This is a genomic window from Gemmatimonas sp. (genome assembly GCF_041689975.1).
Lineage (GTDB): Bacteria > Gemmatimonadota > Gemmatimonadetes > Gemmatimonadales > Gemmatimonadaceae > Gemmatimonas.
Genome location: NZ_JBDNFF010000075.1, coordinates 12,705 through 32,696, shown reverse-complemented (window position 1 = coordinate 32,696; position 19,992 = coordinate 12,705). Strand labels below are relative to the sequence as shown.

The following is a 19,992-nucleotide window of genomic DNA, read 5'->3' as shown; positions in this document are numbered from 1 at the left end:
CTAGCGGGTTTCGGGCGCGCCGGCGCGGGCTTCTTCGACCGTCATCACGAACGGTGCCAGGGAGTCGCGGGCGATGCGCGGCAGCGGGCGCTTGGCAAATCCGTCTACCGTGACGCAGACCACGACCATCGTAGCGGCGGCGATGAGGGTATGGCGCGTCGCGTGACGGACGTCCACCTGCATCGTGAGCGAGGTGTCGCCCATGCGCGACACGTACGTGACGAGCGCGAGTTCATCGTCGATGCGGGCCGGCGCGAAATAGTCGATTTCGAGACGGCGGCGCGGCATCCAGATGCGGGGATGGTCGAACAGCGTCGCGTAGGGCAGACCCGCCGCCCGCAGCAGCTCTTGCTCCGCCACTTCCACGAGCCGCGTGAAGGCGCTGAAGCGCATGATCGACACGAGGTCCACATCCGCCCAGCGGACGCGCTCGTGTGTGACAAAGGGACGCGATGCCGTCATGTGACCCGTGGCAGAACGGTGACAAACTTTCGGGGGATCCCCTCTGGCAGGATCGCTCCGTGGCGCGCAACATGGTGGAATGTACAAGACCATTCTCGTGCCGTTCGATGGCTCGGCGCTCAGCGCCCGGGCCATACCCGTCGCCGTGGCGCTGGCAGGTCGAACAGGGGCCAGGTTGCAACTCGCGCTGGTCCATGATCCGAGCGCCTACATCCCGTTCGTGCCGGGTGAGGTGGCCATCCCGGTGTACGACGCGGAACTGGTCCGCGAACACCGGATGCAAGATCAGGCCGCACTCGACGCCACCGTGGCCGAACTCACGGCGCAGGGCGTGTCAGCGTCTGGGGTGCTGCTCGACGGTACGATCGTCGAGGCTCTGGTCGAGCATGCGCAATCGGCCGGTGTCGACCTGACCGTGATGACCACGCACGGGCGCAGCGGCTTCGCCCCGCTGCGCCTCGGCAGTGTGGCCACCGCGTACCTCACGCGCGCGACAGCGCCAGTGTACTTGGTGCGCGGCGCGGGCACTGACGCACCTCCCGAACTCCCCGTCGGCACCCTGCTTTGCACGCTCGACGGCTCCCCGTTTGCCGAAGCCATCATCCCGCACGCGACGACGTTTGCCCACGCGACCGGGCTCACCATGGCGCTGCTCTCAGTCGCGGTGCCGCACGCGATGCCGATGGCCCCCTTCGGGGCCGAAACACTGCTGGTCGACGACAGCGCGCTCGAACTCGAGGAGGCCGGACGCCGTGATTACCTCGTGCGGATCGCGGCGCTGTGCCCGGCGGGGACCACCGTGCACACGGTCACCGACATGAGCGTCACGCGCGCGATCGTCGAGGAGGCAACCAGGCTTTCGGCTGGCGCGCTCGCGCTCGCGACGCACGGACGCGGCGGACTCAAGCGTATGATGCTTGGTAGTGTGGCCGACGAAGTTCTCCGTCACGCCCACAGCCCGGTGCTCGTTTACCGACCGTCCTGATCGTTGACGCGATCTGTTGGCGAGAAGAACGCGGGCGCCAACCACGGCGCCAACGCGTAGGCGACCATCGGCTCGTACGCCCGCTGTCGATCGATCAATCCCGCCGTGAGGATGCCCACGGCACCGCGTCCATGCTTGGTGCCCACGGCGTTGGCGACGGCGTCCATCGCGTGCCCCAACTCTTCCCCGGCGCGGATCCGTGCCGACACCATGTCCGGCAGCGGCATCGACAACGAGCCGCCCATCCCTTCCAGACCATCCCGGTCGACCACCACGGCCCACGCACAGCTGCGCATTCGACCGTCGGCCAAGGCCACGACTCCGCCCTCCAAACCAACCGCCAGCTCCGCTCCGGTGAGCTGGAGCGCCGCGATCGCCCGATTCCGCGCGCCACGCTGTGTCTCCTCGTCGCCCATCGGCTGATCGGGCACGCCGCTCGCGACCTCGACGCCCTCCAGCTGCAGCGCGGGCTGGACACGCTCGAGAACGGCACGCACCGCGGCGAGCTTGACCGGATTGCGGGAACCGACGGCGACGCGCGCAAAGGGGAAGCTCATATTTGGCCGAATCGCCGCAGAAAAGGGGTGAGGTTGGCACGCGGCGCTTGCTCGCAGCCACGTATCGAAGTAACCTAGCTCTTCTGACTTCACGATATGCCAGTCTCCCTCTCCGACGCGCGACGGGCCGACTCGCGCGATCGTCCACCCGGAACCGTGCCCCCTCGCACGAGACTCTGGCTTGACTTCGTCAACACCGACGCCGCCGCGCAATTGCCCGGGGGCGATTTGTTGCGAGACTTCGAGGCACTGCTGGTCTGGGTTCAGCAGCAGGGAGCGGTCGACGATGAACGCGCCGCCGGCATTCGCCGCCGTGCGGTCCTCCAGCCGGCAGCCGCCGCGGCCACGCTGGTCGACGCTCGACGGGTACGCGCCGCCATGCGCGTGCTCGCCGAAAAAGGACATGTCACCGAACGCGTGCGTGACGACGCCGTCGTGGAAATCAATCGCGTGCTCGGCCGCAGCGCCGGCACGCGCCGGCTCGACCCACGCATCGACGGCGGCTACGCGCGTGCTTTCGTGCCCACCGGCGATGCGTTCGCCGGCCTCATGATTCCGATCGTCGAATCGGCCGCCGACACGCTGGTCGACCAAGAGCTGGCGCGCGTGCGGCGCTGCGCCGATCCGCGCTGCCATCGCGTGTTTCTCGACGGCACTAAGAATGGACTGCGACGCTGGTGCGACATGGGGACATGCGGTAATCGCGCCAAAGCCGCCCGTCATCGCGCGAACTCGGTGACGCGTCGTTGAGCGATACGCCGCGTGCCTTCCACGCCATCCCGCGCCCTGAGTCCGATCCGGACCTCACGCTGGAGCGTGGATTCGTTGCGTCGTTGCGGTGGCTCGTATCCGAGGGCGATGCCCGAGGCGTGCGACGCATCGCCGTCGAATTACGCGCGCTCCACGAAGCGCTGGCGGCGCTCGATGAGACGCGCGCGGCGCGCGACGAGTTCGAGTACCGAGCCCAGGAGCTCGACAAAGAGCTGCAGGCCGCGCTGGCCGTCCTGGGCCCCGGCACCGCGATCAACGGCAACGGATCGCTGGTACAACGCCTCGCGCGTCTTCGCGAACGGCTTGCTGAAGACACCGCGTCGCGCCGACAGCTCACGCTCGAACGCGATGCGTGGCGCGCCATGTGCACCCTGCTCACGCGGACGCGCGCCCGCGTACACGAACTCCTCGAGGACGCGGAGCGTGAGCGTGACTCACTCACCGGTGCCCTCGATGTCATGAAAGCGCGCGTGATGGAACTCAGCGCCCTGCACGACGATGCCGCACACGACGCGGCCGACAGTCGTGCTGAACTGGCGGCCGTTCGGGAAAAGTTGCGGCGGTGGAGTGGCACCGTGGAACGCGCCCTGCATGAACTCGCCGGCGCCGCCGGCTCACTCGCCCGCGAAGCGTAGGCGCCACTCCCTACTCCCTGCTCCCTACGCGCCCACCACCGACATCACGTTGGGCGCCACCACCGCACGCACGATGGACTCCTTCAAGTAGCCCATCTCCACCGCATAGTTCGCCAGCTTACGCTGCAGCAGGCGACGCCCGCGAAACAGGCGCGATTTTACTGTGCCCTCGGGCACGCCCAGCGCCGTCGCGATCTCGGCGTATCGCAGTCCCTGCAGATCGCTCAGCACGACCGCCGACCGATACTCTTCGGGAAGCGAGCGGATCGCCCGCGTGATTTCGTCGTCGAGAAACGAGTCGTAAAAACGTCCCTCGGGATCGGCCTCACCCACCGCTTCGAACAGCGCCCAACCCTCCGTATCCTCGGGCTGCTGTACTTCACGCGCATCGATGCGCCGCTTCCGGCTCACGAACACGTGATACAGGATCGTGAAGAGCCACGCGCGGATGTTCGTGCCGAGATGGTACTGCTCCCACCGCTCCAGCGCACGCAGCAGTGTGTCCGACACCAAATCCTCGGCGTCGTCCCGTGAGCGAGCCAGTTTCAGCGCGAACGAGTACAGCGCATCCAAATGCACGAGCGCCTCGCGCTCGAACTGCGCCCGGCGTGCAACCCGATCGCCGCTTCGTTCGGCGGCGTCGCTCGCGTCGCGCGGAACCGTCGCCAGCAGCACTGCCTTGTCGTCTATGCGAACCATGATCTTTGATCTCCGTGATCTGCGCCGTGCGCAGCAGTCGCCGTCGTCCTACCATTGAAGGAACCCACATGCTTCCCGCAATGCCGTGCAGCAAGGATCCTGCCTACTCGTGATTCCGGTGCAACTGCAATGCCGCACCGTCGCGCACATGCATGGCGATGAACCGCTTCAGATCGGCGGCGATTCCTTCGAGCACCGAGAGATCGCGCTTCACTCGCGTCATCAACACCGCCCCTTCCAGCGCCGCGATGATGAAGCGGGACAACCGCACCGCGTCGACATCATCGTGCAGCTGTGGACGCGCTTCCCACAACAGCGAGCGGATCTGACTGGCCCACCGCTCGAACACCGCCTCGATCCGCACCCGGAATCCCTCATGGGCATCGGCCAGCTCGGCCGCCAGATTACCGAACGGCGATCCGTGACGTCCGCCGCTCTCCGACTGCAGCGCCACCACGGCGTCGATAAACAGATTCAGCCGCTCGAGCGGATCGATCATCGGTTCGCGCAGAATGGCGAGACCTCGCTCGGCAAATCGCTCGAACTGACGGTTCAGCACCTCATAGCCGAGTTCTTCTTTCGACTTGAAGTAGTGATAGAAGTGGCTCTTGCCACTGAGTTTCGCGCCTTTGATGACGTCGTCCACTGAGGTCGAGGTGAACCCTCGCTCAGAGATCAACGTCGCGGCTGCGTCCAGGATTTGCGTTCGGCGGTCTGACATCGTGAAGGGGAAATTAGGACCGTACGGTCCTATTCGCAAGCCCCCCACTAAAATTATCATAAACTATTATTCCACAAACACTTATGCCTGCAAAGAAGCTTTCACTATGAACGAAAAGGCGTTCGGGTATGCCGAAAAACTTGGACTCGTGAGTCCGAACATTGAACCATCCTCCCCGGGCGCAAAACAGTGCGACGTCACGAGAACGTTTCTCGAGCTGTCCTCCCCGCAGCAGTTGGTGCCTGGGCAACAGCCCAGCGTACCGGCCGCCCTTGAACGGATCGATCCCTGCCCAGTCGAGACGTGGCGCGGGCTGTACCGGCGTATCGGTGCACCGTGGCACTGGAACGACCGCGACGCCTGGGACCAAAACGCCATAGCAGCGCATCTCGCCCGTCCCGAGATTCGGATCTACCGCATGACGGCAGAGCTCGGCGAGGACTCGACTGACGCGGTTGGCTTTCTGGAGCTCGAACAACACACCGATGGATCGGTGGAGATCGCCTACATCGGACTCGATCAACACGTACTGCGACGTCGGCTCGGTGCCTGGCTCGTGTCCGAAGCCGTGCGGGCGGCCTTCGCCTGGGGCGCCGTGCGCGTGTGGTTGCACACCTGCACCCTCGACGCGCCGGCCGCGCTGCCGAACTACCTCGCCCGTGGATTTTTGGTCACACGTGCCGAGACTTATTCAGCACGAGTGAGGTAATTGAATTATCCGCCCGGTCGTGCTTATTTTGCATATTGTAAGCTCGGCAGTCGCCCTTTCCCCCGAGATCATGCGTGTACGCTCGTCGCTCTGGACGCCGACCGCTGGCTGGTCCGTAGCTCGTCCCGAAGCACCCGACGCGACGGTGCAACTGGTCCTGAGCTTCGGACCGGTCGACCCGCCCGACAGCGCGTGGTTCGCGACCATCGCCAACCGGTACCCGGCCGCCCAGCACGTCTATGCCTCTGGAGGCGGCCAGATCGCCGGTGGCGCGGTCAACGACGCCCACACCGTCGTTACCACCGTCTCCTTCCAGCACGCCACGGTCCGCCCCGTCATCCGGAATGGCGTCGACGTCGACAACAGTCGCGCGATGGGCGCCGAGATCGGCACGGAACTGGCCGCGATCGCCGGCCTTCGCCATGTACTGATCTTCGCCGAAGGCATCGGCATGAACGCCGCCGGCTTCCTTGACGGTCTCAATCCGATGCTGCCCCTTCGCGTCAAGGTCACCGGCGGGCTGGCCTCGAACGGCATTCAGCTCACGCGCTCGGTGATTGGCCTCAACGACACCCCGACCACCGGCCGTGTCGTCGCCCTCGGTTTGATCGGCGATTCCCTGCGCATCGGCACCGGCTCCGTCGGCGGTTGGGACTGCTTCGGGCCGGAACGCATCGTGACGCGCTCCACCGTGGCCAACGTCTTCGAACTCGACGGCGAGCGCGCCCTGGACGTGTACAAGCGCTACCTCGGTAGCTTCGCCGCGGAATTGCCGGGCAGTGGCCTGCTCTTTCCGCTCGCGGTGCGCGCCTACAAAGGGGGACCGGTCATCGTTCGCACGCTGCTTGCCATCGACGAGGCCGAAGGCTCCATGCGCTTTGCCGGCGACATCCCGACCGGTAGCATCGTGCGGCTCATGCGCACCACGACCGACAAGCTCATCGACGGCGCCGTGAACGCCGCCGAGTTGGCTCACGAGGACATCGCGGACGATGGCTCCTCGCTCACCCTCTGCATCTCGTGCATCGGACGGCGTGCCGTGATGCGTAGCCGCGTCGAGGAGGAGATCGAAGAAGTCGTCCGCCTCAGCGGCTCGTCCACCGTCGTCGGATTCTACAGCAACGGGGAGATCGCGCCCCCCACCGACGGCCGCGAGTTCGCCACCGCCGTGTTGCACAACCAGACGATGACCGTCACCACGATCGCGGAGATCTGAGAATGCACCCGTACGTGCTGCGACAGCTTCGACGACATGGCGCCACCGAGATGTCGGACGCACTGCAGCCGATCCTCACATCGGTCAGCGCGCTGCTTCATGACGTCGACCGCGAACGCGAGCTGAGCGCCGCCGCCATGATGGAGCTGTCACGCGAGCTGGAGTCGCGCTACGAGGGCATGCAGCAGAGCGAACAGCGCTATCGGTTGCTCTTTGCTGAAAGCCCGATGGCGATGTTCGCTATTACGCGTGACGACCGCCGCATTATCGCGTGGAACCACGCCGCCGAAACGACGTTCGGGCATGTCGAGAAGGACGTCCTGAATTTGCCGGTCGAGCGTCTGGAGTTGTTCGGCGCCGCCTATTGTCAGCTCACGCCCATGATCGCGGCGAACGTGCCGCTCCCCAAGTGCGGGGTGCCGACGGAAGCCACGATGTACACGCTTAACGGGCGCGAGCTCGACGCGGAAGTCATGTTCCACACCGTGGTCCTGAAGGAGCACGACGCGGTGATCGTGCACGTGCGCGATGTCACCGTAGAACGTGCATCCATTCGCGCACGCGCCGAAAGCGAGGCCCGGTTCCGCGCGTTCTTCGAGTCCGCCGGAATCGCCATCCACGTGCTGTCCTTCGACGGCATCATTCTCGAGGCCAACCCCGCATCACAGGACCTCCTCGGCTATCCGCCGAGTGAAGTGGTGGGACGGCCAGCGGTGTCACTCTCGCCCGAGGAAGATATCGAGAGCGGCCGCGAGCTTGGTCAGGAGCTCCGCACGGGAATGCGCGACTCCGTCACCGTCGAACGCCGCTTCTTTCATAAAGAAGGGCACATCGTGTGGGGACAGCTCACCGTCTCCCGCGTGACCCACGGCGTCGACGCATGCATGATCGGCATGATTCAGGACATCACCCAGCGCAAGAACATGGAAGGCCAACTGATAAAACAGGCCTTTCAGGACGACCTGACCGGGCTGGCAAATCGTGCGCTCTTCCGCGATCGTCTGCGTCTTGCGCTCGACCGGCGCAGCCGTGCTAACAGCCGTGTCGCGGTCCTTGTGCTCGACCTCGACGGTTTCAAGCGTGTTAATGACTCGCTCGGTCATGCCGTCGGCGACGAGCTGCTACAGATCGTCGGGCGCCGCATCGCCAGCACGGTTCGCTCCGGCGAAACAGTCGCGCGTCTAGGTGGCGACGAATTCTCCGTGGTCCTCGATGCGTTCGAGCAAACTGACGATCCAGACAAACTCGCCGAGCGCTTGCTGAGGCTGCTGCGCATGCCGATGCGTATAGGAGGACGGGAAGTCGTCGTTGGCGTTAGCATCGGCATTGCGATCGCCGACCCGACGGACGACGAAGAGACCCTGCTGCGAAACGCAGACACCGCGATGTACGCCGCGAAATCATCGGGAAAAGCCTGTGTACGTCGCTTCGATCCGGCGATGCGCCGCGAAGCGATGGAGTGGCTGGAGCTCGAGTCGGACTTGCGCATGGGCGTGGACCGTCACGAGTTCTTTCTCTTATTCCAGCCGCTGATACGCATCGACAGCGGCCGCGTGAAGGGCTTCGAAGCGTTGATTCGCTGGCAACATCCCGAGCGTGGGGATGTCAGGCCGGGACTGTTTATCCCGATCGCCGAAGAAACTGGGCTGATCATACCGATCGGTCGGTGGGTGCTGATGGAAGCGTGCATGCAGGCGGCGCGGTGGACGCAGTTCTCCGATGAGGCGCCCTCGGTCAGTGTGAACGTGGCGGCGAAGCAGCTCGACGCCGACACACTCATCGAGGACACCCTCGCGGCGCTACAAATCTCCAAGCTCGATCCACGTCGATTGATTCTCGAGATTACCGAGAGCGACATAATGCGCACACCGGAACTCGCCTTGGAGAAACTGAAGGCGCTTAAGGCTCTTGGCGTCAAGCTCGCGATCGACGACTTCGGCACTGGTTACTCATCGCTCAGCCACCTGCAATATTTTCCAGTGGACGAGCTCAAGATCGACCGGTCGTTCGTGGCACGCATCCGAGATGGCGACCGCGAATCCGCCTTCGTACGCACGATTGTCTCGCTCGCCAAATCGATGAACGTCGATGTGGTCGCCGAAGGTGTCGAGGAAGCAGAACAGCAGCAGTTCCTTTACTCCATCGGGTGCGATTTCGGGCAGGGATACCTGTATAGCCGCCCACTGCCCACGAATGAGGTCGAGGCCTTCGTAACACACTCAGCGCTCGTGCTCCCGATGCTCGCGGCCTCGACGAAGTAACCCGCGTAACGACGATGGTCAGCGCCGCCGTCGCTCCTTGCCCGGGTAACGGTGGCCGCCAGGACCGCGCGACCCGCCACCGCGTTCTCCACCGCGTTCGCGATCGGCCCCCTTTCGCGTACCCGCACGGTCCGCGCCAGTGCGCCCTGCACTTGCTTCCGTGCTACGCGCGCGTTCGTCATCGGTGAACGGCAAGTCGAGCTTATGCTGCAGGTCGTGGAGCGTATCTGCGCGCACCGACCCGCGCTGTCCACGCGGCACGACAAACCGCACCGGACGGTCGAGCGACGGCACTTCCTCCTGCACCATCGTGCGCGCCAACTTCTCCGGCACGCGCAATCGAACGACCGGCACCAGACGACCGTCGTGCTCTTCCACGTCATAGTCCATCGGCACGGTACGGTCGCGAATCTCCACCGCGCCCGGCATGGCGCGCGCCTCGGCCACCTGCTCGTGACTGACGAAATCGCGTCGGTCCATCAACATCGGCGCATTGCGGATGGTCTCCCAATTGGTGGCCGTGCCCATCTGCGCTTCGTACCACGCCGTGAGCTCCGTCTGTCCGAGCCGCGGTGTGATGCCGCCCAGCCGACGCCACACTTCGCGGATCTCCTCGACCAGCGGCTGGTTGCGACGCACCGATGCGTGCCGCAATTCATTGCGCGCCGCCGCTTCGGCCAGCAGATGCCGCGCCGCCTGGGCATGCTCTGCGGGGAATTCATCGAGCCCTTCGCTCTCGCGCGCCAGCTCGAATCCGAAATAGGTGAGCCGTCTGCGCAAGAGCACCGGTGCCTGCTTGCGATCGAGATCGACCGCCAGCTCAGGTGGAAGTCGCTGCGCGTACTGCTTGATCAGTTCGATCGGGAGCTGCGTGCCTTCGATACCGGCCCGCGGCACGCCGAAGCGATCGGCGAAGTAACGCAATGATCCCGCCACCGCACCCCAGCTACCGCACACGCTCGTCTTCGACACGCGCGCTTCCTGCCCATCCGTCGTCTGCTCCTCGATCACGAGATCGAACGGCATGAAACGCGCGAGCAGATCGCAGAAACGCTTGTGGAGCTCGTGCCGCACCAGTGGGAGCGTGGTCGGCAGCGGCATACCCACCGAGCGGTACACGCTCGCCATCGCCAGCGCCGCGTCCTCGAGCGCCTTCACGAGGATACCACGCTGCTCGGCCCAGTGCGCGATGCGCTCGGCGTCGAACATGTGCCGCGGCAACCCGAATACCTCGCCGATGTAGCCGGCGGCGCGGAAGCCGTCAGCGTACACGTTGTAGGCCGTGAGGTGATCGCTGCCGCGCACCACCAGCCCTTCCAGATCGCGTCCTTCACGCGACATGCGATGCAACGAGTCGATGCCGCTCATGACCGCCAGCATCGGGAGCAATTCGTCGTCGCCGTTCACGATCAGCTCCCCCCACGCCCGATCCACCGGCAACGCTTCGACTGCCTTGCCGTAAGTCGTCAGTCGACCGTGCTCGATCAGTCCGCGCGACTCGAGATGCGCGATCGCCTTGCGATACGCCACGCGATCGAGCGGCACCGGCAAGTCGAGTGCATCCGCCTGCACGCCGAGGTCGGCACACGTGAGTGCCACGCGTTCGGAATCACCCGCCAACTGAAAGTCGGGTGCGGTGGGCTTCAATGATTCGAAGCGGATGTCACGGTCGCTGAGAATGAACACCCGGCCATTCTCCACGCGGCCATGCACGCGCCCGGCCATCTGCAGAATTTCGTTCGAGCCCAGGTGCACGCGCGTGAGCACATTGCGTCCACGGTCGATCACGTTGGTGAATCGGGTGTCGTCGATGATGACTGTGTCGAGCCCCGGTACGTTCAGCGCACTCTGTCCGGCGGCCGTCATGGCCAGGAAGAACGGCTTGGGCACGACACCCTCGAGAAACGGGCGGATCACGCGAATCGGCTCACCGCCGTGATAGTGCGCGGCCGTGATGCGTGGGTAGCGCAGACGCACCCACTCCGCCGCTTCTTCGACCGACGCGCGCGTGGGCAAAAAAATCGCGACACCGCGCTCGGATTTGGACAACTTCTGCAGAAACTTGTCGTCGAGAAAATTCAGCGGCTGCTTGCGCTCGACTTCGACCTTGGCGGCCTTGGTGGCATCGAACGCCGACACGTGCAGCACCTCGGCGCTTTCGAGATAGCGCGCGTAGAACGTCGGGTCGACCGTCGCCGACAGCCAGATGAAGCGACAGCCGACGCGCTTGCCGAGCGCGAGACACAACTCCAGTTCGGCGCTCGTCTGGTGGATCTCATCCACGACCAGCGTGTCGGTGGGCTGAATGTCACCGTCCTGAAACCACCGGCGCGCAATGCCGGTCGTGATCACGACCACATTCCACGACGGCGTTTCCGGCGTCGCTTCGCGTTCGCGATTGACGACGCCGGCCTTGAGTGCGGTCGTACCGAGAATCGTTTCGGCGATCGGACGGATCGCCAGTGTCTTGCCCGATCCGGTGCCGGCCACGATGCCGAAGCCCTGGCCACTCAAGGCCAGGCGCCGCAGATCCTCGCCACGCGTGCGCTCGAGAAACGTGTCGATATGCAGGCCAACGGCGAGCTCGATGGTCTCGCACGCCGCACGCGTCGGCGCGATGACGATAACGCGCCCGGTCGGCGGCTTGGCCGCGACAAAGGCGTCGCGGTCGGGGGGTAGGTTACGATCTCGTGGAGTGCGCACCCGTCAAATCTACTGCTCAGGCGCGTGGCAATTGAATCAATCGGGTGCGCACAGTCCATATTTCAGCATGAAGGCTCCGGTTCGCTGCACCTGGCCCGTCAAACCGCTCGATGTGGCGTATCACGATGTAGAGTGGGGCGTGCCGGTGCACGACGAGCGGAAGCTCCTCGAGTTCATCACTCTCGAAGGGGCGCAGGCGGGGCTGAGCTGGTCCACGGTACTGGCCAAGCGTGAGCACTATCGCGCCGCCTTTCACCAATGGGACGTGGCAGCCATTGCCGCATTCACACCCTCACAGATCGGCGCCCTGATGCAGAACGCGGGGTTGGTGCGTCATCGCCAGAAGCTCGAAAGCACCATCGGTAACGCGCGCGCGTTCCTCGGGGTGCAGGCGGCGTTCGGGAGCTTCGATGCCTACCTCTGGCGCTTTGTGGACGGCGCGCCGATCAATCAGCGACTCACGGGCGCACACCTGAGGCCTACGCAGACCGTACTTTCCGATGCTATCTCGAAAGATCTGACGGCGCGCGGATTTCGCTTTGTAGGCAGCACGATCTGCTATGCCTACCTGCAGGCGGTCGGGCTCGTGAACGATCACCTGATGTCGTGCTTCCGGCATGATCAACTCGCCACGCGCTGAGTGCAGCCCTAGCGCTGAATCAACTTCACGCGCTGGCCGTTCTTGAAAATCTCGATCCGGTCGGCGCGACCATCGCGATTCACGTCGGTCCACACCTGCAGGAGCTCGTTGCTCTGATCGAGGAAGATCGCGCGCCAAGGCACGCCGCCTCGTCCCTGGTCGGGCACCCGCACGGTGAACTCGTTCGTGCCCAGCCATTGCATGATGTCGGTGCTGGGGCGCCCCTGCAGCACGTCGGTCACGGATCGCATGGGCGGGAGCACCTGGGGATACGCGCGAGACGCGAACTCCGGCAGGTCATCGCAGCGGCCGTCCTTGTCTGTGTCGGTGCAGACCGGCGGACCATAGCGCAGGTCATCGCACCAGCCGTCACCATCGCGATCGAGACAGGTCGCCGAGCCCAATCCTGGCGGACGCACGCCCGGCGTCTGGTTGAAATAGCGCGGATCGTTCACCGCCCCCGGCAAGACAACGCCGCTTGGCGTCACATACCCGCCATATGACCCTGCGGGCCCCTGCGGTGACACCACCCCACCCGGATACGACGAAGCCGGCGAAGCATTCGCCGGCTGATCGCCATGCAACTGCGCATCCGTGATCTTTTTCGCCTCCCAAGCGTCCCGCACTCGCGGATCCGCCTGCGAGAGATCAGGCGGGATCAATGGAGCGCCCTTCTTATCCCCCGGCTTCGCGAAACTCTTGATCGGCAGATCCGGCTTTCTGGCCTTCACCACATCGTCACCGTAAATCACGCGGCCGTTGGCCGCTTTGTTCCGCACCGCGCTGGCACAGTCGGTTGGCGCCGGCTGCTGCGCCGCTGGCACGCCCTCCACCCATACGCGGCACATGCCGGCAGGCGGGCGATACCCCTTCGGGATGTCCGCCTTGTCGTGCTTATCGTTGTTCTCGCTGCGACCTTGCGCGTGAGCGCGCCCCACACCGAGCGCGAGGCTCAGTACGACAGTCGTAGCAAGAATTCGCCAGTTCATCTGAAACATGCTTTCCTCCTGCAGGACCTCGCGCGCCGTCCACCACGGAGAGCAATCGGACGTCCCGACGCGTCTCAAGGGCAGGGTCCGTGCCAAGTCGGACCCGACCGCCGGCTAGCGTGCTGCTGCGGTGTAAGTATCGGCACCACGGTACTCTAAGGACAGGGGCGCCTTCTGAAGGTCACAGCCAGCGTCCGTAGAAGAGGACAATCGAGTGTCCACTCGAAGAAGTATGGAGTACGGGGTCGGGGGAATGGGGTAGAGTACGGGGTACGGAGTCGGGCGTAAGGATGGCCGGTCTCCCTACCCCCGACCCCCTACTTCGCCGTTACGCCATCAGTCCCCAAACGAGATTCCCAGCATCCTCGCGGCCTGCACGACATCGTGGGCAGGGTCGACGCGCTTCGTTTCCTTGAGCACGTCGTCGATCGGGATGGTCACGAGGTTCGGCGACTGCAGCGCCACCATGTGACCCCATTTCTTGTCGGCCACCGCCTGCACCGCGGCCGCGCCGAAGCGCGTGGCGAGGAGTCGATCATAGCCTGTTGGTGATCCGCCGCGCTGCAGGTGCCCGAGGACCATCGAGCGGGTCTCTTTGCCCGTGATCCGCTGAATGTCATAGCCCAGCCGATCGGCGATACCACCTAAACGACGATCCTGTCCTGGCAACGACGCGCCGATGATGGACTCCATGCCCCCCTTGGGCTTCGAGCCTTCAGCGACCACGACGATGCTGAAGCGACGACCCGCCGCGTCGCGGTCCATGATCTTCTCACAGACCTTCTCGATGTCCCACGCAATCTCGGGAATCAGGATCACATCGGCGGTGCCGGCCACACCGGCGTGCAGCGCGATGAATCCCGCATCGCGTCCCATGACTTCCAGCACCATGACGCGGTCGTGCGACTCTGCCGTGGTGTGCAGTTTGTCGATGGCTTCCATGGCCGTGTTCACCGCCGTGTCGAAACCGAAGGTCGTCACGGTGCCGGGGACGTCATTGTCGATCGTCTTCGGCACGCTGATCACGCGCATGCCCTTGGCCACCAGCTGCGCCGCGATCTTCAGCGAGCCGTCCCCGCCGATCGAGATGATCGCTTCGATGCCGAGGTTGCGGGCATTCTCCACGAGTTCGTCAGAGCGATCGACGTTTTTCCACGTCCCATCGGATTGAAGAATCGGATACGCGAATGGACTGCCACGATTCGTCGTCTTGATGATCGTACCGCCCTGATTGGCGATCCCGCGCACGCTGTCTTCGGTAAGCGGGACGATCTCGTCCTCGCCGAGGAGTCCGGCGTATCCGCGCTTGATGCCAAGCACGTCCCAGCCGCGGGTACGCGCGGAGAGCACCGCGGCCCGAATGACGGCGTTGAGTCCCGGGGCGTCACCGCCGCCGGTGGAAATCGCAATCCGCATGTCAGAAGAGATGGGTCGTGGAGTTGGGAGTGATCGCGATAATCTATCGCGTCGTCACGGATCCAGGGCGTTGGGCGATGCGAGGATGATGGCGGCGTAGTTCGGATGACAGTGTTCGACGGCCGCGGACTGATTGTGTGATCCAACGCGGTGAGTGTCTCGATGCTCAAGGATTCAGACACCGCGCCCCTCCACGACACCCTGCCCACATGTCACCGACACCAGCGCCCCACACCCCCTCACACCTACCTGCGGCCCATCACGTGGCCCATCACCGACGCCGTTCCACACCACAGGCCGCAGCCGTGCAATGGCGTCCGCGCCGCGGCGCGACGCTCGTGGAGCAGCTGTGGCTGCTCGTGCTCACCGGCGGTTTGGCCGCGCTCGCCGTGACCTCCGGAGGTACGCTGTTTGCCGCGCTCGACGTCGCGATGGCGGCGCAGGCAACGGTTGACCTGCTCGCGCTCGCGCGCGATCACGCCATCGCCACCGGCGACCGCACCGCCGTGCGCTTCGATGTCGCGGCCACGCGCGTCGTCGTGCACGTGGGACGCGATACGATCGCCGTCGGTGACTTTCAGGGCAGTGGTCTCACCCTCGAGGCCACCCGCGATTCGCTCAGCTACGCCCCCTCGGGCCTCGGCGTCGGCGCCGCGAATCTGCGACTCGTGCTTACACGAAGCGCCCGAGCCGACACCATTACGGTATCGAGGCTCGGGCGCGTGCAACGACGATGACGCCGTCGAGCGGACTCAGGTGCCGAAATCGAACCCCGGCACGCTCACGCGCGGAATTTCCTGACCGATCGTGCGCTCGATCGTGCGCACCATTCCGATCTCTTCGGCCGACATGAACGTGTACGCGTCGCCCGTGCTCGCCGCGCGGCCGGTGCGACCGATGCGGTGCACGTAGTCTTCCGGCTGCTGCGGCACGTCGTAGTTGATGACGTGTGTGATCCCCGAGATATCGAGACCGCGCTGTGCGATGTCGGTGGCCACGAGCACCCGCAACTTCCCTGACTTGAAGTCTTCGAGCGCCGCCAGGCGTTCGCGCTGCGACTTGTCGGCGTGCATCGCGCCGGCCTTCACGCCCGCCTTCTCGAGATCCTGCACCACGCGATCCGCGCCACTCTTCGTGCGCGTGAACACCAACACCGAATCGTGCGATTCCTTGGTGAGCAGATGCACGAGGAGATCGTTCTTGCGATGACGCGGCACCGGGTACACCGCGTGCGTCACCGTGGTCGCGGCTGACGAACGCCGACCGACCTGTACCACGACGGGCTTGCGGAGATACTTCCGCGCGAGCGCCTCGACTTCGGGCGGCATCGTCGCGCTGAAGAGCAACGTCTGCCGATAACGCGGCACCTGCTCGACAATGCGATTGAGCTGCGGCGCGAATCCCATGTCGAGCATGCGGTCCGCTTCGTCGAGCACCAGCGTCTCGAGATACGAGAAGTCGACGTTGCGTTTCTCGAGGTGATCGAGGAGACGTCCCGGCGTGGCGACGACCACATCGACGCCGGCCCGCAGCGCGCGTTCCTGTGGTTCGTAGCCGACGCCGCCGAATACCGGAATCACATCCACCGGCGCGTACTTGGAGTACTTGCGCACACTCTCTTCGACCTGGAGACAGAGCTCACGGGTCGGGGTGAGTACCAGTACGCGCGTCCGGCGTGGTCCGCCCAACAGTCGATGCACCATCGGCAGCGTAAAGCTGGCCGTCTTGCCGGTGCCCGTCTGAGCAAGACCGATCAAGTCGCGCCCTTTCAGCGCGACCGGAATGGCATCGCGTTGAATAGGCGTGGGACGCTCATAGCCGGCATCAGAGAGTGCGGCGAGCAGGGGTTGGGCGAGGCCCAGATCGGCGAACGTAATATCGTCGATCAGCGTGTCAGGGTCGATTGCAGTCATGTGTTGACCGGAAAGCTAATCGGTCAAGCCGTCGTGGAAGCCTAGACCAGCTCAATCTCTCGACCGCACAGCTGGGCGATGAGGGCGAGCCGGAAGGTGACGTCGGCCGAAAAAGCCGAATCTACGGATTCGCCGAAGGTCGGATCAGAGAGCGGAAGCAGTGGCCAGGACCACGCGGGCACGCGTTCCGGCATCACGACCGAGCGCGGTGGGGTCCACACGTGCTTCCGGTCGCGGTCGTCGAGCAAGCGATCGAGGAGCTTGCACCAGCCGTCATGCTTCTTCAGGTAGCCGAGGCGCGCCATGATCTCGAGCCACCCCAGCGACGACGCCATGTCGGCATCCATCGCATTCCGGGTGGGTAGCAGGTCTCCCAACACGAGATGCGGTTGCTCGAGTAGATGCGGACCCACCTGCTGCACGGGCTGCTGGCGGGGCCAGGGTTGCGTCAGGTACGTGAAAAGCCGGTCCATGAACTCGTAGTGCTCGCTCCGGAAAAGCGGCATGTAGGCCAGCATCACCAGCAGATGGTACGACGGCGCCGTAACCTCCGCCGGGAGTACATGCTGGTTGCCCAGGCGCATCCACGGCTTCTGCGCCAACGGAGACCTGAGGAACGTCATGACCCGGTCGACCAAGCGGCGGGCCGCACCGCGGAGCCGCGGATCGCTCTCGTAACCCGCCTGCGCCAACGCCGCCGCCGCGGCCTCGCGCAGCAACAGACGCCCCCGCTGAATCAGGTCGCCATCCCATTCCGTCGGCATCAGCTCGGCCAGAAACGACGGGTCGTCATCCTCGGCCAAGAGACGGAACAGCAACCGTTTGGTGGAGCTGAGGGCGAGGCTCTCGGGATCCCAGCCCAGCTCCAGCAGCCGGCGATAGGCGGGAATAGTCCCGATGCCCTCGAGAGACAACCCCGCCGGCACCGTGAGCATGCCCCCCGGCCACTGTCCGTCCCCATCCTGCATGAGTAACAGGTGCCAGCCCTGCCGACTGGCGTAAGGCATCGTGGCCCAGCCGGGTTCCGCGGCCGCCTTGGGCCAGAACGCCCTCGTAGCGCGAACCTGTACCGACGAGGACGCGGTGCGGAGCAGCCAACTCATGGGCACCGTCACGGGTCCCCGCGTTGGCGGCGGTGGAGCCGGCAGCGGCTGGTACAGCGAGAGGCGCACATCCGGAGGGACCGGCTGCGAATCAGGCACTGGTAGCGGCGAGATCGGGGGCGGGAGGGTCACAATTCTGCAATTGTACCCCTTGAAACACGTTCCGCCAGAGGGTGAAGGACGAACTGCACCGTTTTAAAGACGGCCTCATCTATCTCGTCCCTGGCGTCTTAACACTCCTGCACGCTTTTGCGTCTAGCGTGTGAGGTACGTCAGCGGCGCGACCGCGCCATGGACCGTGCCGAACGACCCACCGAGACTCCCTGATCATGAAGAACACGATCCGCCTGTTCGTCGCTGCGGCTGCCCTCGCGATCGCTGTGCCCGCTTATGCCCAGGGTGGCGGCGGTGGTGGTGCTGGTGGCATGCAGATGTCACCCGCCGAGCGCATGACGCGCCAAAAGGAAATGCTGTTCAAGGATATCACGCTCACGGCCGCGCAGTCGGCCACGATCGATACGGTCATGCTCGAAGCCGGCAAGAAGCAGCAGGAAGCCATGATGGCGGCCCGCAACGGTGGTGGCGACATGGCTGCCATGCGCGAGTCGATGCAGAAAATGAACGCCGAACGCAACGGGGCGCTGAAGGCCGGGCTGACCGACGAACAGAAGAAGAAGTTCGACGAGAACATCGCAGCCATGCCGCAGGGTCGTCGCGGCGGTTTCTGACCGACACCGCAGCATGTAGCACACAGCGGGGGGTGCCAATCGGTAGCCCCCGCTTTGCTGGATCGCTTGTTCCACCGCGCCGTTCCGTCGAGATTAACCGCGACTCATGTCTGCGCGCTTTCGCCTCCGTTCGCCACTCCGTGTGGCGCGACCGCCGTACTCCCGCACGCGGTACTGATGCGCGGCGAGTTCGTCGATCTGGGAGGCGTGCGCCTTTATTGCTACGCCTTCGGCGAACGCGGCGCCGGCGAGCCGATCGTGCTGATCCATGGGGCGTTCACCTCGTCCCATCTGTGGCAGGACGTGCTCCCGCGTCTGCCGAAAGGACACCGGGTCCTGGTGCTCGACCTCCTTGGACACGGACGCAGCGACCCGCCCGGGACCCACTCCATGACGGTGGCCGCACACGCCATGCGCGTGGCCGCACTCCTCAAGGTGCTTGGCGTTCATCGGGCGTCGCTGGTGGGACACGGCATGGGTGCCGCCATCGCGACCGTTGTGGCCCACGAGCACCCGGAGCGCGTCGCGCATCTGCTCCTCGTGAATCCCACGATGATCGGGTGCCGGCCCGGCGACGTGGCGTTGAGTCGCCGTGTGGCGCGACTGGTGCCGTTCCTTCCACTCTGGCGCCGCCTGTCGTCGGGGTGGCTGGCGTCGGCGCTTCACACAGCCTTGCTGCCGTGTTACGCGCACCGCGACGTCGGCGCGCGCTCACTGGATCTCTACCTGAAAAGTTTTCGCACCCGGGACGGACGCGAGTCAGCGTGCGCACAGCTCGCGGCCCTCGCGGCGTCGCGCGGCGATACGACGGAGGCCCTCATGCCGGGAGCGATCGCCTGCCCCGTACTGTTCGCCACCGCATCAAGCGATCCCTTCGTCCCGGCAGCCCGAGCGCTCGAGCTCGGCGAAGCACTTCTCCTTGCTGCGCCCAAAGGTGTCGAACGGCGCGAACTACCCGGCGTCGCGCACGTCGCGCCCGAAGAAGCGCCCGACCGACTCGGCGCGCTCGTCGCGGAACTCCTGACCCGCTGATCTGTAGGGGGAGGAGATCGACAAAGATGTTCCGCCTCGGTCAGTTCACACCCCTCCAACCGCCCGATTTTCATGACAGATCGCCTCGCCACTATGCGCGCCATGGCCGCCAAACAGCCGTCCAATCCGCTCGCCCGCTTCGGTCTCGCCAACGAACTGCTCAAGGCCGGCCTGCTGGACGAGGCCGAAGTGGAGTTGGGCGCGTATCTGGCAATACACGATGATGAAGGCAACGGCTGGCTGCGGTACGCCGATACGCTGCACGCGCTCGGCCGCGGCGACGAAGCACGCGCTGCGTGCGAAAAAGGTACGGACGCCGCGACGCGACATGGGCACGCGACGCTGGTGTCGGAATTCGAGGAACGGGAATACTGAGCGCGGATCAGGTACGGATTCAGAGTGCAGAACTCAGCATGATCAGAGACAGACATCAGACTTTGTATAGTGTTCAG

20 protein-coding genes are annotated in these 19,992 nt (G+C 64.9%); 11 read left to right on the top strand and 9 right to left on the bottom strand.

Going from position 1 to position 19,992, the window contains the following annotated elements; translation table 11 throughout:
* Complete coding sequence (locus tag ACESNG_RS05460) at positions 1 to 462, bottom strand: acyl-CoA thioesterase (protein WP_373060618.1); 462 nt, start codon at positions 460 to 462, stop codon at positions 1 to 3.
* A gap of 79 nt (positions 463 to 541) precedes the next feature.
* Here ACESNG_RS05460 and ACESNG_RS05455 point away from each other — a divergent pair, with 79 nt between their 5' ends.
* Positions 542 to 1,447, top strand: coding sequence for a universal stress protein (locus tag ACESNG_RS05455; protein WP_373068116.1), 906 nt, complete (start codon positions 542 to 544; stop codon positions 1,445 to 1,447).
* On the opposite strand, the gene yjjX is transcribed toward ACESNG_RS05455, so the two are convergent.
* Positions 1,432 to 2,004 (bottom strand): inosine/xanthosine triphosphatase, encoded by a 573-nt coding sequence (gene yjjX / locus ACESNG_RS05450; protein ID WP_373065303.1) that lies wholly within the window; start codon positions 2,002 to 2,004, stop codon positions 1,432 to 1,434. The genes ACESNG_RS05455 and yjjX overlap by 16 nt on opposite strands.
* 96 nt (positions 2,005 to 2,100) lie before the next feature.
* Between yjjX and ACESNG_RS05445 the strand changes: the two genes are divergently transcribed.
* Complete coding sequence (locus ACESNG_RS05445) at positions 2,101 to 2,754, top strand: CGNR zinc finger domain-containing protein (protein WP_373065301.1); 654 nt, start codon at positions 2,101 to 2,103, stop codon at positions 2,752 to 2,754.
* Positions 2,751 to 3,410 carry a hypothetical protein gene (locus ACESNG_RS05440; RefSeq protein WP_373065299.1) on the top strand — a complete coding sequence of 220 codons (660 nt, stop codon included), beginning with the start codon at positions 2,751 to 2,753 and terminating at the stop codon, positions 3,408 to 3,410. Before ACESNG_RS05445 ends, ACESNG_RS05440 begins: the two co-directional genes overlap by 4 nt.
* A 24-nt stretch (positions 3,411 to 3,434) precedes the next feature.
* On the opposite strand, the gene ACESNG_RS05435 is transcribed toward ACESNG_RS05440, so the two are convergent.
* Complete coding sequence (locus ACESNG_RS05435) at positions 3,435 to 4,109, bottom strand: sigma-70 family RNA polymerase sigma factor (RefSeq protein WP_373065297.1); 675 nt, start codon at positions 4,107 to 4,109, stop codon at positions 3,435 to 3,437.
* A 103-nt stretch (positions 4,110 to 4,212) separates the two neighbouring features.
* Positions 4,213 to 4,830, bottom strand: coding sequence for a TetR/AcrR family transcriptional regulator (locus ACESNG_RS05430; protein WP_373065295.1), 618 nt, complete (start codon positions 4,828 to 4,830; stop codon positions 4,213 to 4,215).
* A gap of 106 nt (positions 4,831 to 4,936) precedes the next feature.
* Here ACESNG_RS05430 and ACESNG_RS05425 point away from each other — a divergent pair, with 106 nt between their 5' ends.
* The 3 genes from ACESNG_RS05425 to ACESNG_RS05415 all read left to right on the top strand — a co-directional run bounded on the left by ACESNG_RS05425 (position 4,937) and on the right by ACESNG_RS05415 (position 9,016).
* Positions 4,937 to 5,539 (top strand): GNAT family N-acetyltransferase, encoded by a 603-nt coding sequence (locus ACESNG_RS05425; protein ID WP_373068114.1) that lies wholly within the window; start codon positions 4,937 to 4,939, stop codon positions 5,537 to 5,539.
* A 70-nt stretch (positions 5,540 to 5,609) separates the two neighbouring features.
* Positions 5,610 to 6,755 (top strand): FIST signal transduction protein, encoded by a 1,146-nt coding sequence (locus ACESNG_RS05420; protein ID WP_373068112.1) that lies wholly within the window; start codon positions 5,610 to 5,612, stop codon positions 6,753 to 6,755.
* Positions 6,756 to 6,757: 2 nt separating this feature from the next.
* Positions 6,758 to 9,016, top strand: coding sequence for a putative bifunctional diguanylate cyclase/phosphodiesterase (locus tag ACESNG_RS05415; RefSeq protein ID WP_373068110.1), 2,259 nt, complete (start codon positions 6,758 to 6,760; stop codon positions 9,014 to 9,016).
* Positions 9,017 to 9,034: 18 nt separating this feature from the next.
* Here ACESNG_RS05415 and ACESNG_RS05410 read toward each other — a convergent pair whose 3' ends face one another.
* Positions 9,035 to 11,719 carry a DEAD/DEAH box helicase gene (locus tag ACESNG_RS05410; RefSeq protein ID WP_373068108.1) on the bottom strand — a complete coding sequence of 895 codons (2,685 nt, stop codon included), beginning with the start codon at positions 11,717 to 11,719 and terminating at the stop codon, positions 9,035 to 9,037.
* A gap of 67 nt (positions 11,720 to 11,786) precedes the next feature.
* Here ACESNG_RS05410 and ACESNG_RS05405 point away from each other — a divergent pair, with 67 nt between their 5' ends.
* The gene (locus ACESNG_RS05405) at positions 11,787 to 12,359 is read left to right on the top strand and encodes a DNA-3-methyladenine glycosylase I (RefSeq protein WP_373065285.1); all 573 of its coding nucleotides are present in this window, start codon (positions 11,787 to 11,789) and stop codon (positions 12,357 to 12,359) included.
* Between the two features lie 8 nt (positions 12,360 to 12,367).
* Here ACESNG_RS05405 and ACESNG_RS05400 read toward each other — a convergent pair whose 3' ends face one another.
* Positions 12,368 to 13,357 (bottom strand): hypothetical protein, encoded by a 990-nt coding sequence (locus tag ACESNG_RS05400; protein WP_373065283.1) that lies wholly within the window; start codon positions 13,355 to 13,357, stop codon positions 12,368 to 12,370.
* 327 nt (positions 13,358 to 13,684) lie between these two features.
* Positions 13,685 to 14,764, bottom strand: a complete 1,080-nt coding sequence (locus ACESNG_RS05395; RefSeq protein ID WP_373065280.1) for a 6-phosphofructokinase — start codon at positions 14,762 to 14,764, stop codon at positions 13,685 to 13,687.
* 305 nt (positions 14,765 to 15,069) lie between these two features.
* On the opposite strand from ACESNG_RS05395, the gene ACESNG_RS05390 reads away from it, so the two are divergent.
* Positions 15,070 to 15,501: a Tfp pilus assembly protein FimT/FimU gene (locus tag ACESNG_RS05390; RefSeq protein ID WP_373065278.1), complete on the top strand. Its 432-nt coding sequence runs from the start codon at positions 15,070 to 15,072 to the stop codon at positions 15,499 to 15,501.
* Between the two features lie 15 nt (positions 15,502 to 15,516).
* On the opposite strand, the gene ACESNG_RS05385 is transcribed toward ACESNG_RS05390, so the two are convergent.
* Positions 15,517 to 16,677, bottom strand: a complete 1,161-nt coding sequence (locus ACESNG_RS05385; RefSeq protein WP_373065276.1) for a DEAD/DEAH box helicase — start codon at positions 16,675 to 16,677, stop codon at positions 15,517 to 15,519.
* 41 nt (positions 16,678 to 16,718) lie between these two features.
* Positions 16,719 to 17,780, bottom strand: a complete 1,062-nt coding sequence (locus ACESNG_RS05380) for a hypothetical protein (RefSeq protein WP_373065274.1) — start codon at positions 17,778 to 17,780, stop codon at positions 16,719 to 16,721.
* A gap of 329 nt (positions 17,781 to 18,109) precedes the next feature.
* Between ACESNG_RS05380 and ACESNG_RS05375 the strand changes: the two genes are divergently transcribed.
* The 3 genes from ACESNG_RS05375 (at position 18,110) to ACESNG_RS05365 (ending at position 19,915) form a co-directional block, all read left to right on the top strand.
* Positions 18,110 to 18,508: a hypothetical protein gene (locus tag ACESNG_RS05375; RefSeq protein WP_373065272.1), complete on the top strand. Its 399-nt coding sequence runs from the start codon at positions 18,110 to 18,112 to the stop codon at positions 18,506 to 18,508.
* A 177-nt stretch (positions 18,509 to 18,685) separates the two neighbouring features.
* The gene (locus ACESNG_RS05370) at positions 18,686 to 19,540 is read left to right on the top strand and encodes an alpha/beta fold hydrolase (RefSeq protein ID WP_373065270.1); all 855 of its coding nucleotides are present in this window, start codon (positions 18,686 to 18,688) and stop codon (positions 19,538 to 19,540) included.
* A 93-nt stretch (positions 19,541 to 19,633) separates the two neighbouring features.
* Positions 19,634 to 19,915, top strand: a complete 282-nt coding sequence (locus ACESNG_RS05365; protein WP_373068106.1) for a hypothetical protein — start codon at positions 19,634 to 19,636, stop codon at positions 19,913 to 19,915.
* Positions 19,916 to 19,992 lie beyond the last annotated feature (77 nt).

Bases quoted from the DNA above. Each gene is read 5' to 3' on its own strand.
- ACESNG_RS05460 (WP_373060618.1), bottom strand. From the start codon at position 462: ATGACGGCATCGCGTCCCTTTGTCACACACGAGCGCGTCCGCTGGGCG.
- ACESNG_RS05455 (WP_373068116.1), top strand. From the start codon at position 542: ATGTACAAGACCATTCTCGTGCCGTTCGATGGCTCGGCGCTCAGCGCC.
- yjjX (WP_373065303.1), bottom strand. From the start codon at position 2,004: ATGAGCTTCCCCTTTGCGCGCGTCGCCGTCGGTTCCCGCAATCCGGTC.
- ACESNG_RS05445 (WP_373065301.1), top strand. From the start codon at position 2,101: ATGCCAGTCTCCCTCTCCGACGCGCGACGGGCCGACTCGCGCGATCGT.
- ACESNG_RS05435 (WP_373065297.1), bottom strand. From the start codon at position 4,109: ATGGTTCGCATAGACGACAAGGCAGTGCTGCTGGCGACGGTTCCGCGC.
- ACESNG_RS05430 (WP_373065295.1), bottom strand. From the start codon at position 4,830: ATGTCAGACCGCCGAACGCAAATCCTGGACGCAGCCGCGACGTTGATC.
- ACESNG_RS05425 (WP_373068114.1), top strand. From the start codon at position 4,937: ATGAACGAAAAGGCGTTCGGGTATGCCGAAAAACTTGGACTCGTGAGT.
- ACESNG_RS05420 (WP_373068112.1), top strand. From the start codon at position 5,610: ATGCGTGTACGCTCGTCGCTCTGGACGCCGACCGCTGGCTGGTCCGTA.
- ACESNG_RS05415 (WP_373068110.1), top strand. From the start codon at position 6,758: ATGCACCCGTACGTGCTGCGACAGCTTCGACGACATGGCGCCACCGAG.
- ACESNG_RS05405 (WP_373065285.1), top strand. From the start codon at position 11,787: ATGAAGGCTCCGGTTCGCTGCACCTGGCCCGTCAAACCGCTCGATGTG.
- ACESNG_RS05400 (WP_373065283.1), bottom strand. From the start codon at position 13,357: ATGTTTCAGATGAACTGGCGAATTCTTGCTACGACTGTCGTACTGAGC.
- ACESNG_RS05395 (WP_373065280.1), bottom strand. From the start codon at position 14,764: ATGCGGATTGCGATTTCCACCGGCGGCGGTGACGCCCCGGGACTCAAC.
- ACESNG_RS05385 (WP_373065276.1), bottom strand. From the start codon at position 16,677: ATGACTGCAATCGACCCTGACACGCTGATCGACGATATTACGTTCGCC.
- ACESNG_RS05380 (WP_373065274.1), bottom strand. From the start codon at position 17,780: ATGAGTTGGCTGCTCCGCACCGCGTCCTCGTCGGTACAGGTTCGCGCT.
- ACESNG_RS05375 (WP_373065272.1), top strand. From the start codon at position 18,110: ATGAAGAACACGATCCGCCTGTTCGTCGCTGCGGCTGCCCTCGCGATC.
- ACESNG_RS05370 (WP_373065270.1), top strand. From the start codon at position 18,686: ATGCGCGGCGAGTTCGTCGATCTGGGAGGCGTGCGCCTTTATTGCTAC.
- ACESNG_RS05365 (WP_373068106.1), top strand. From the start codon at position 19,634: ATGCGCGCCATGGCCGCCAAACAGCCGTCCAATCCGCTCGCCCGCTTC.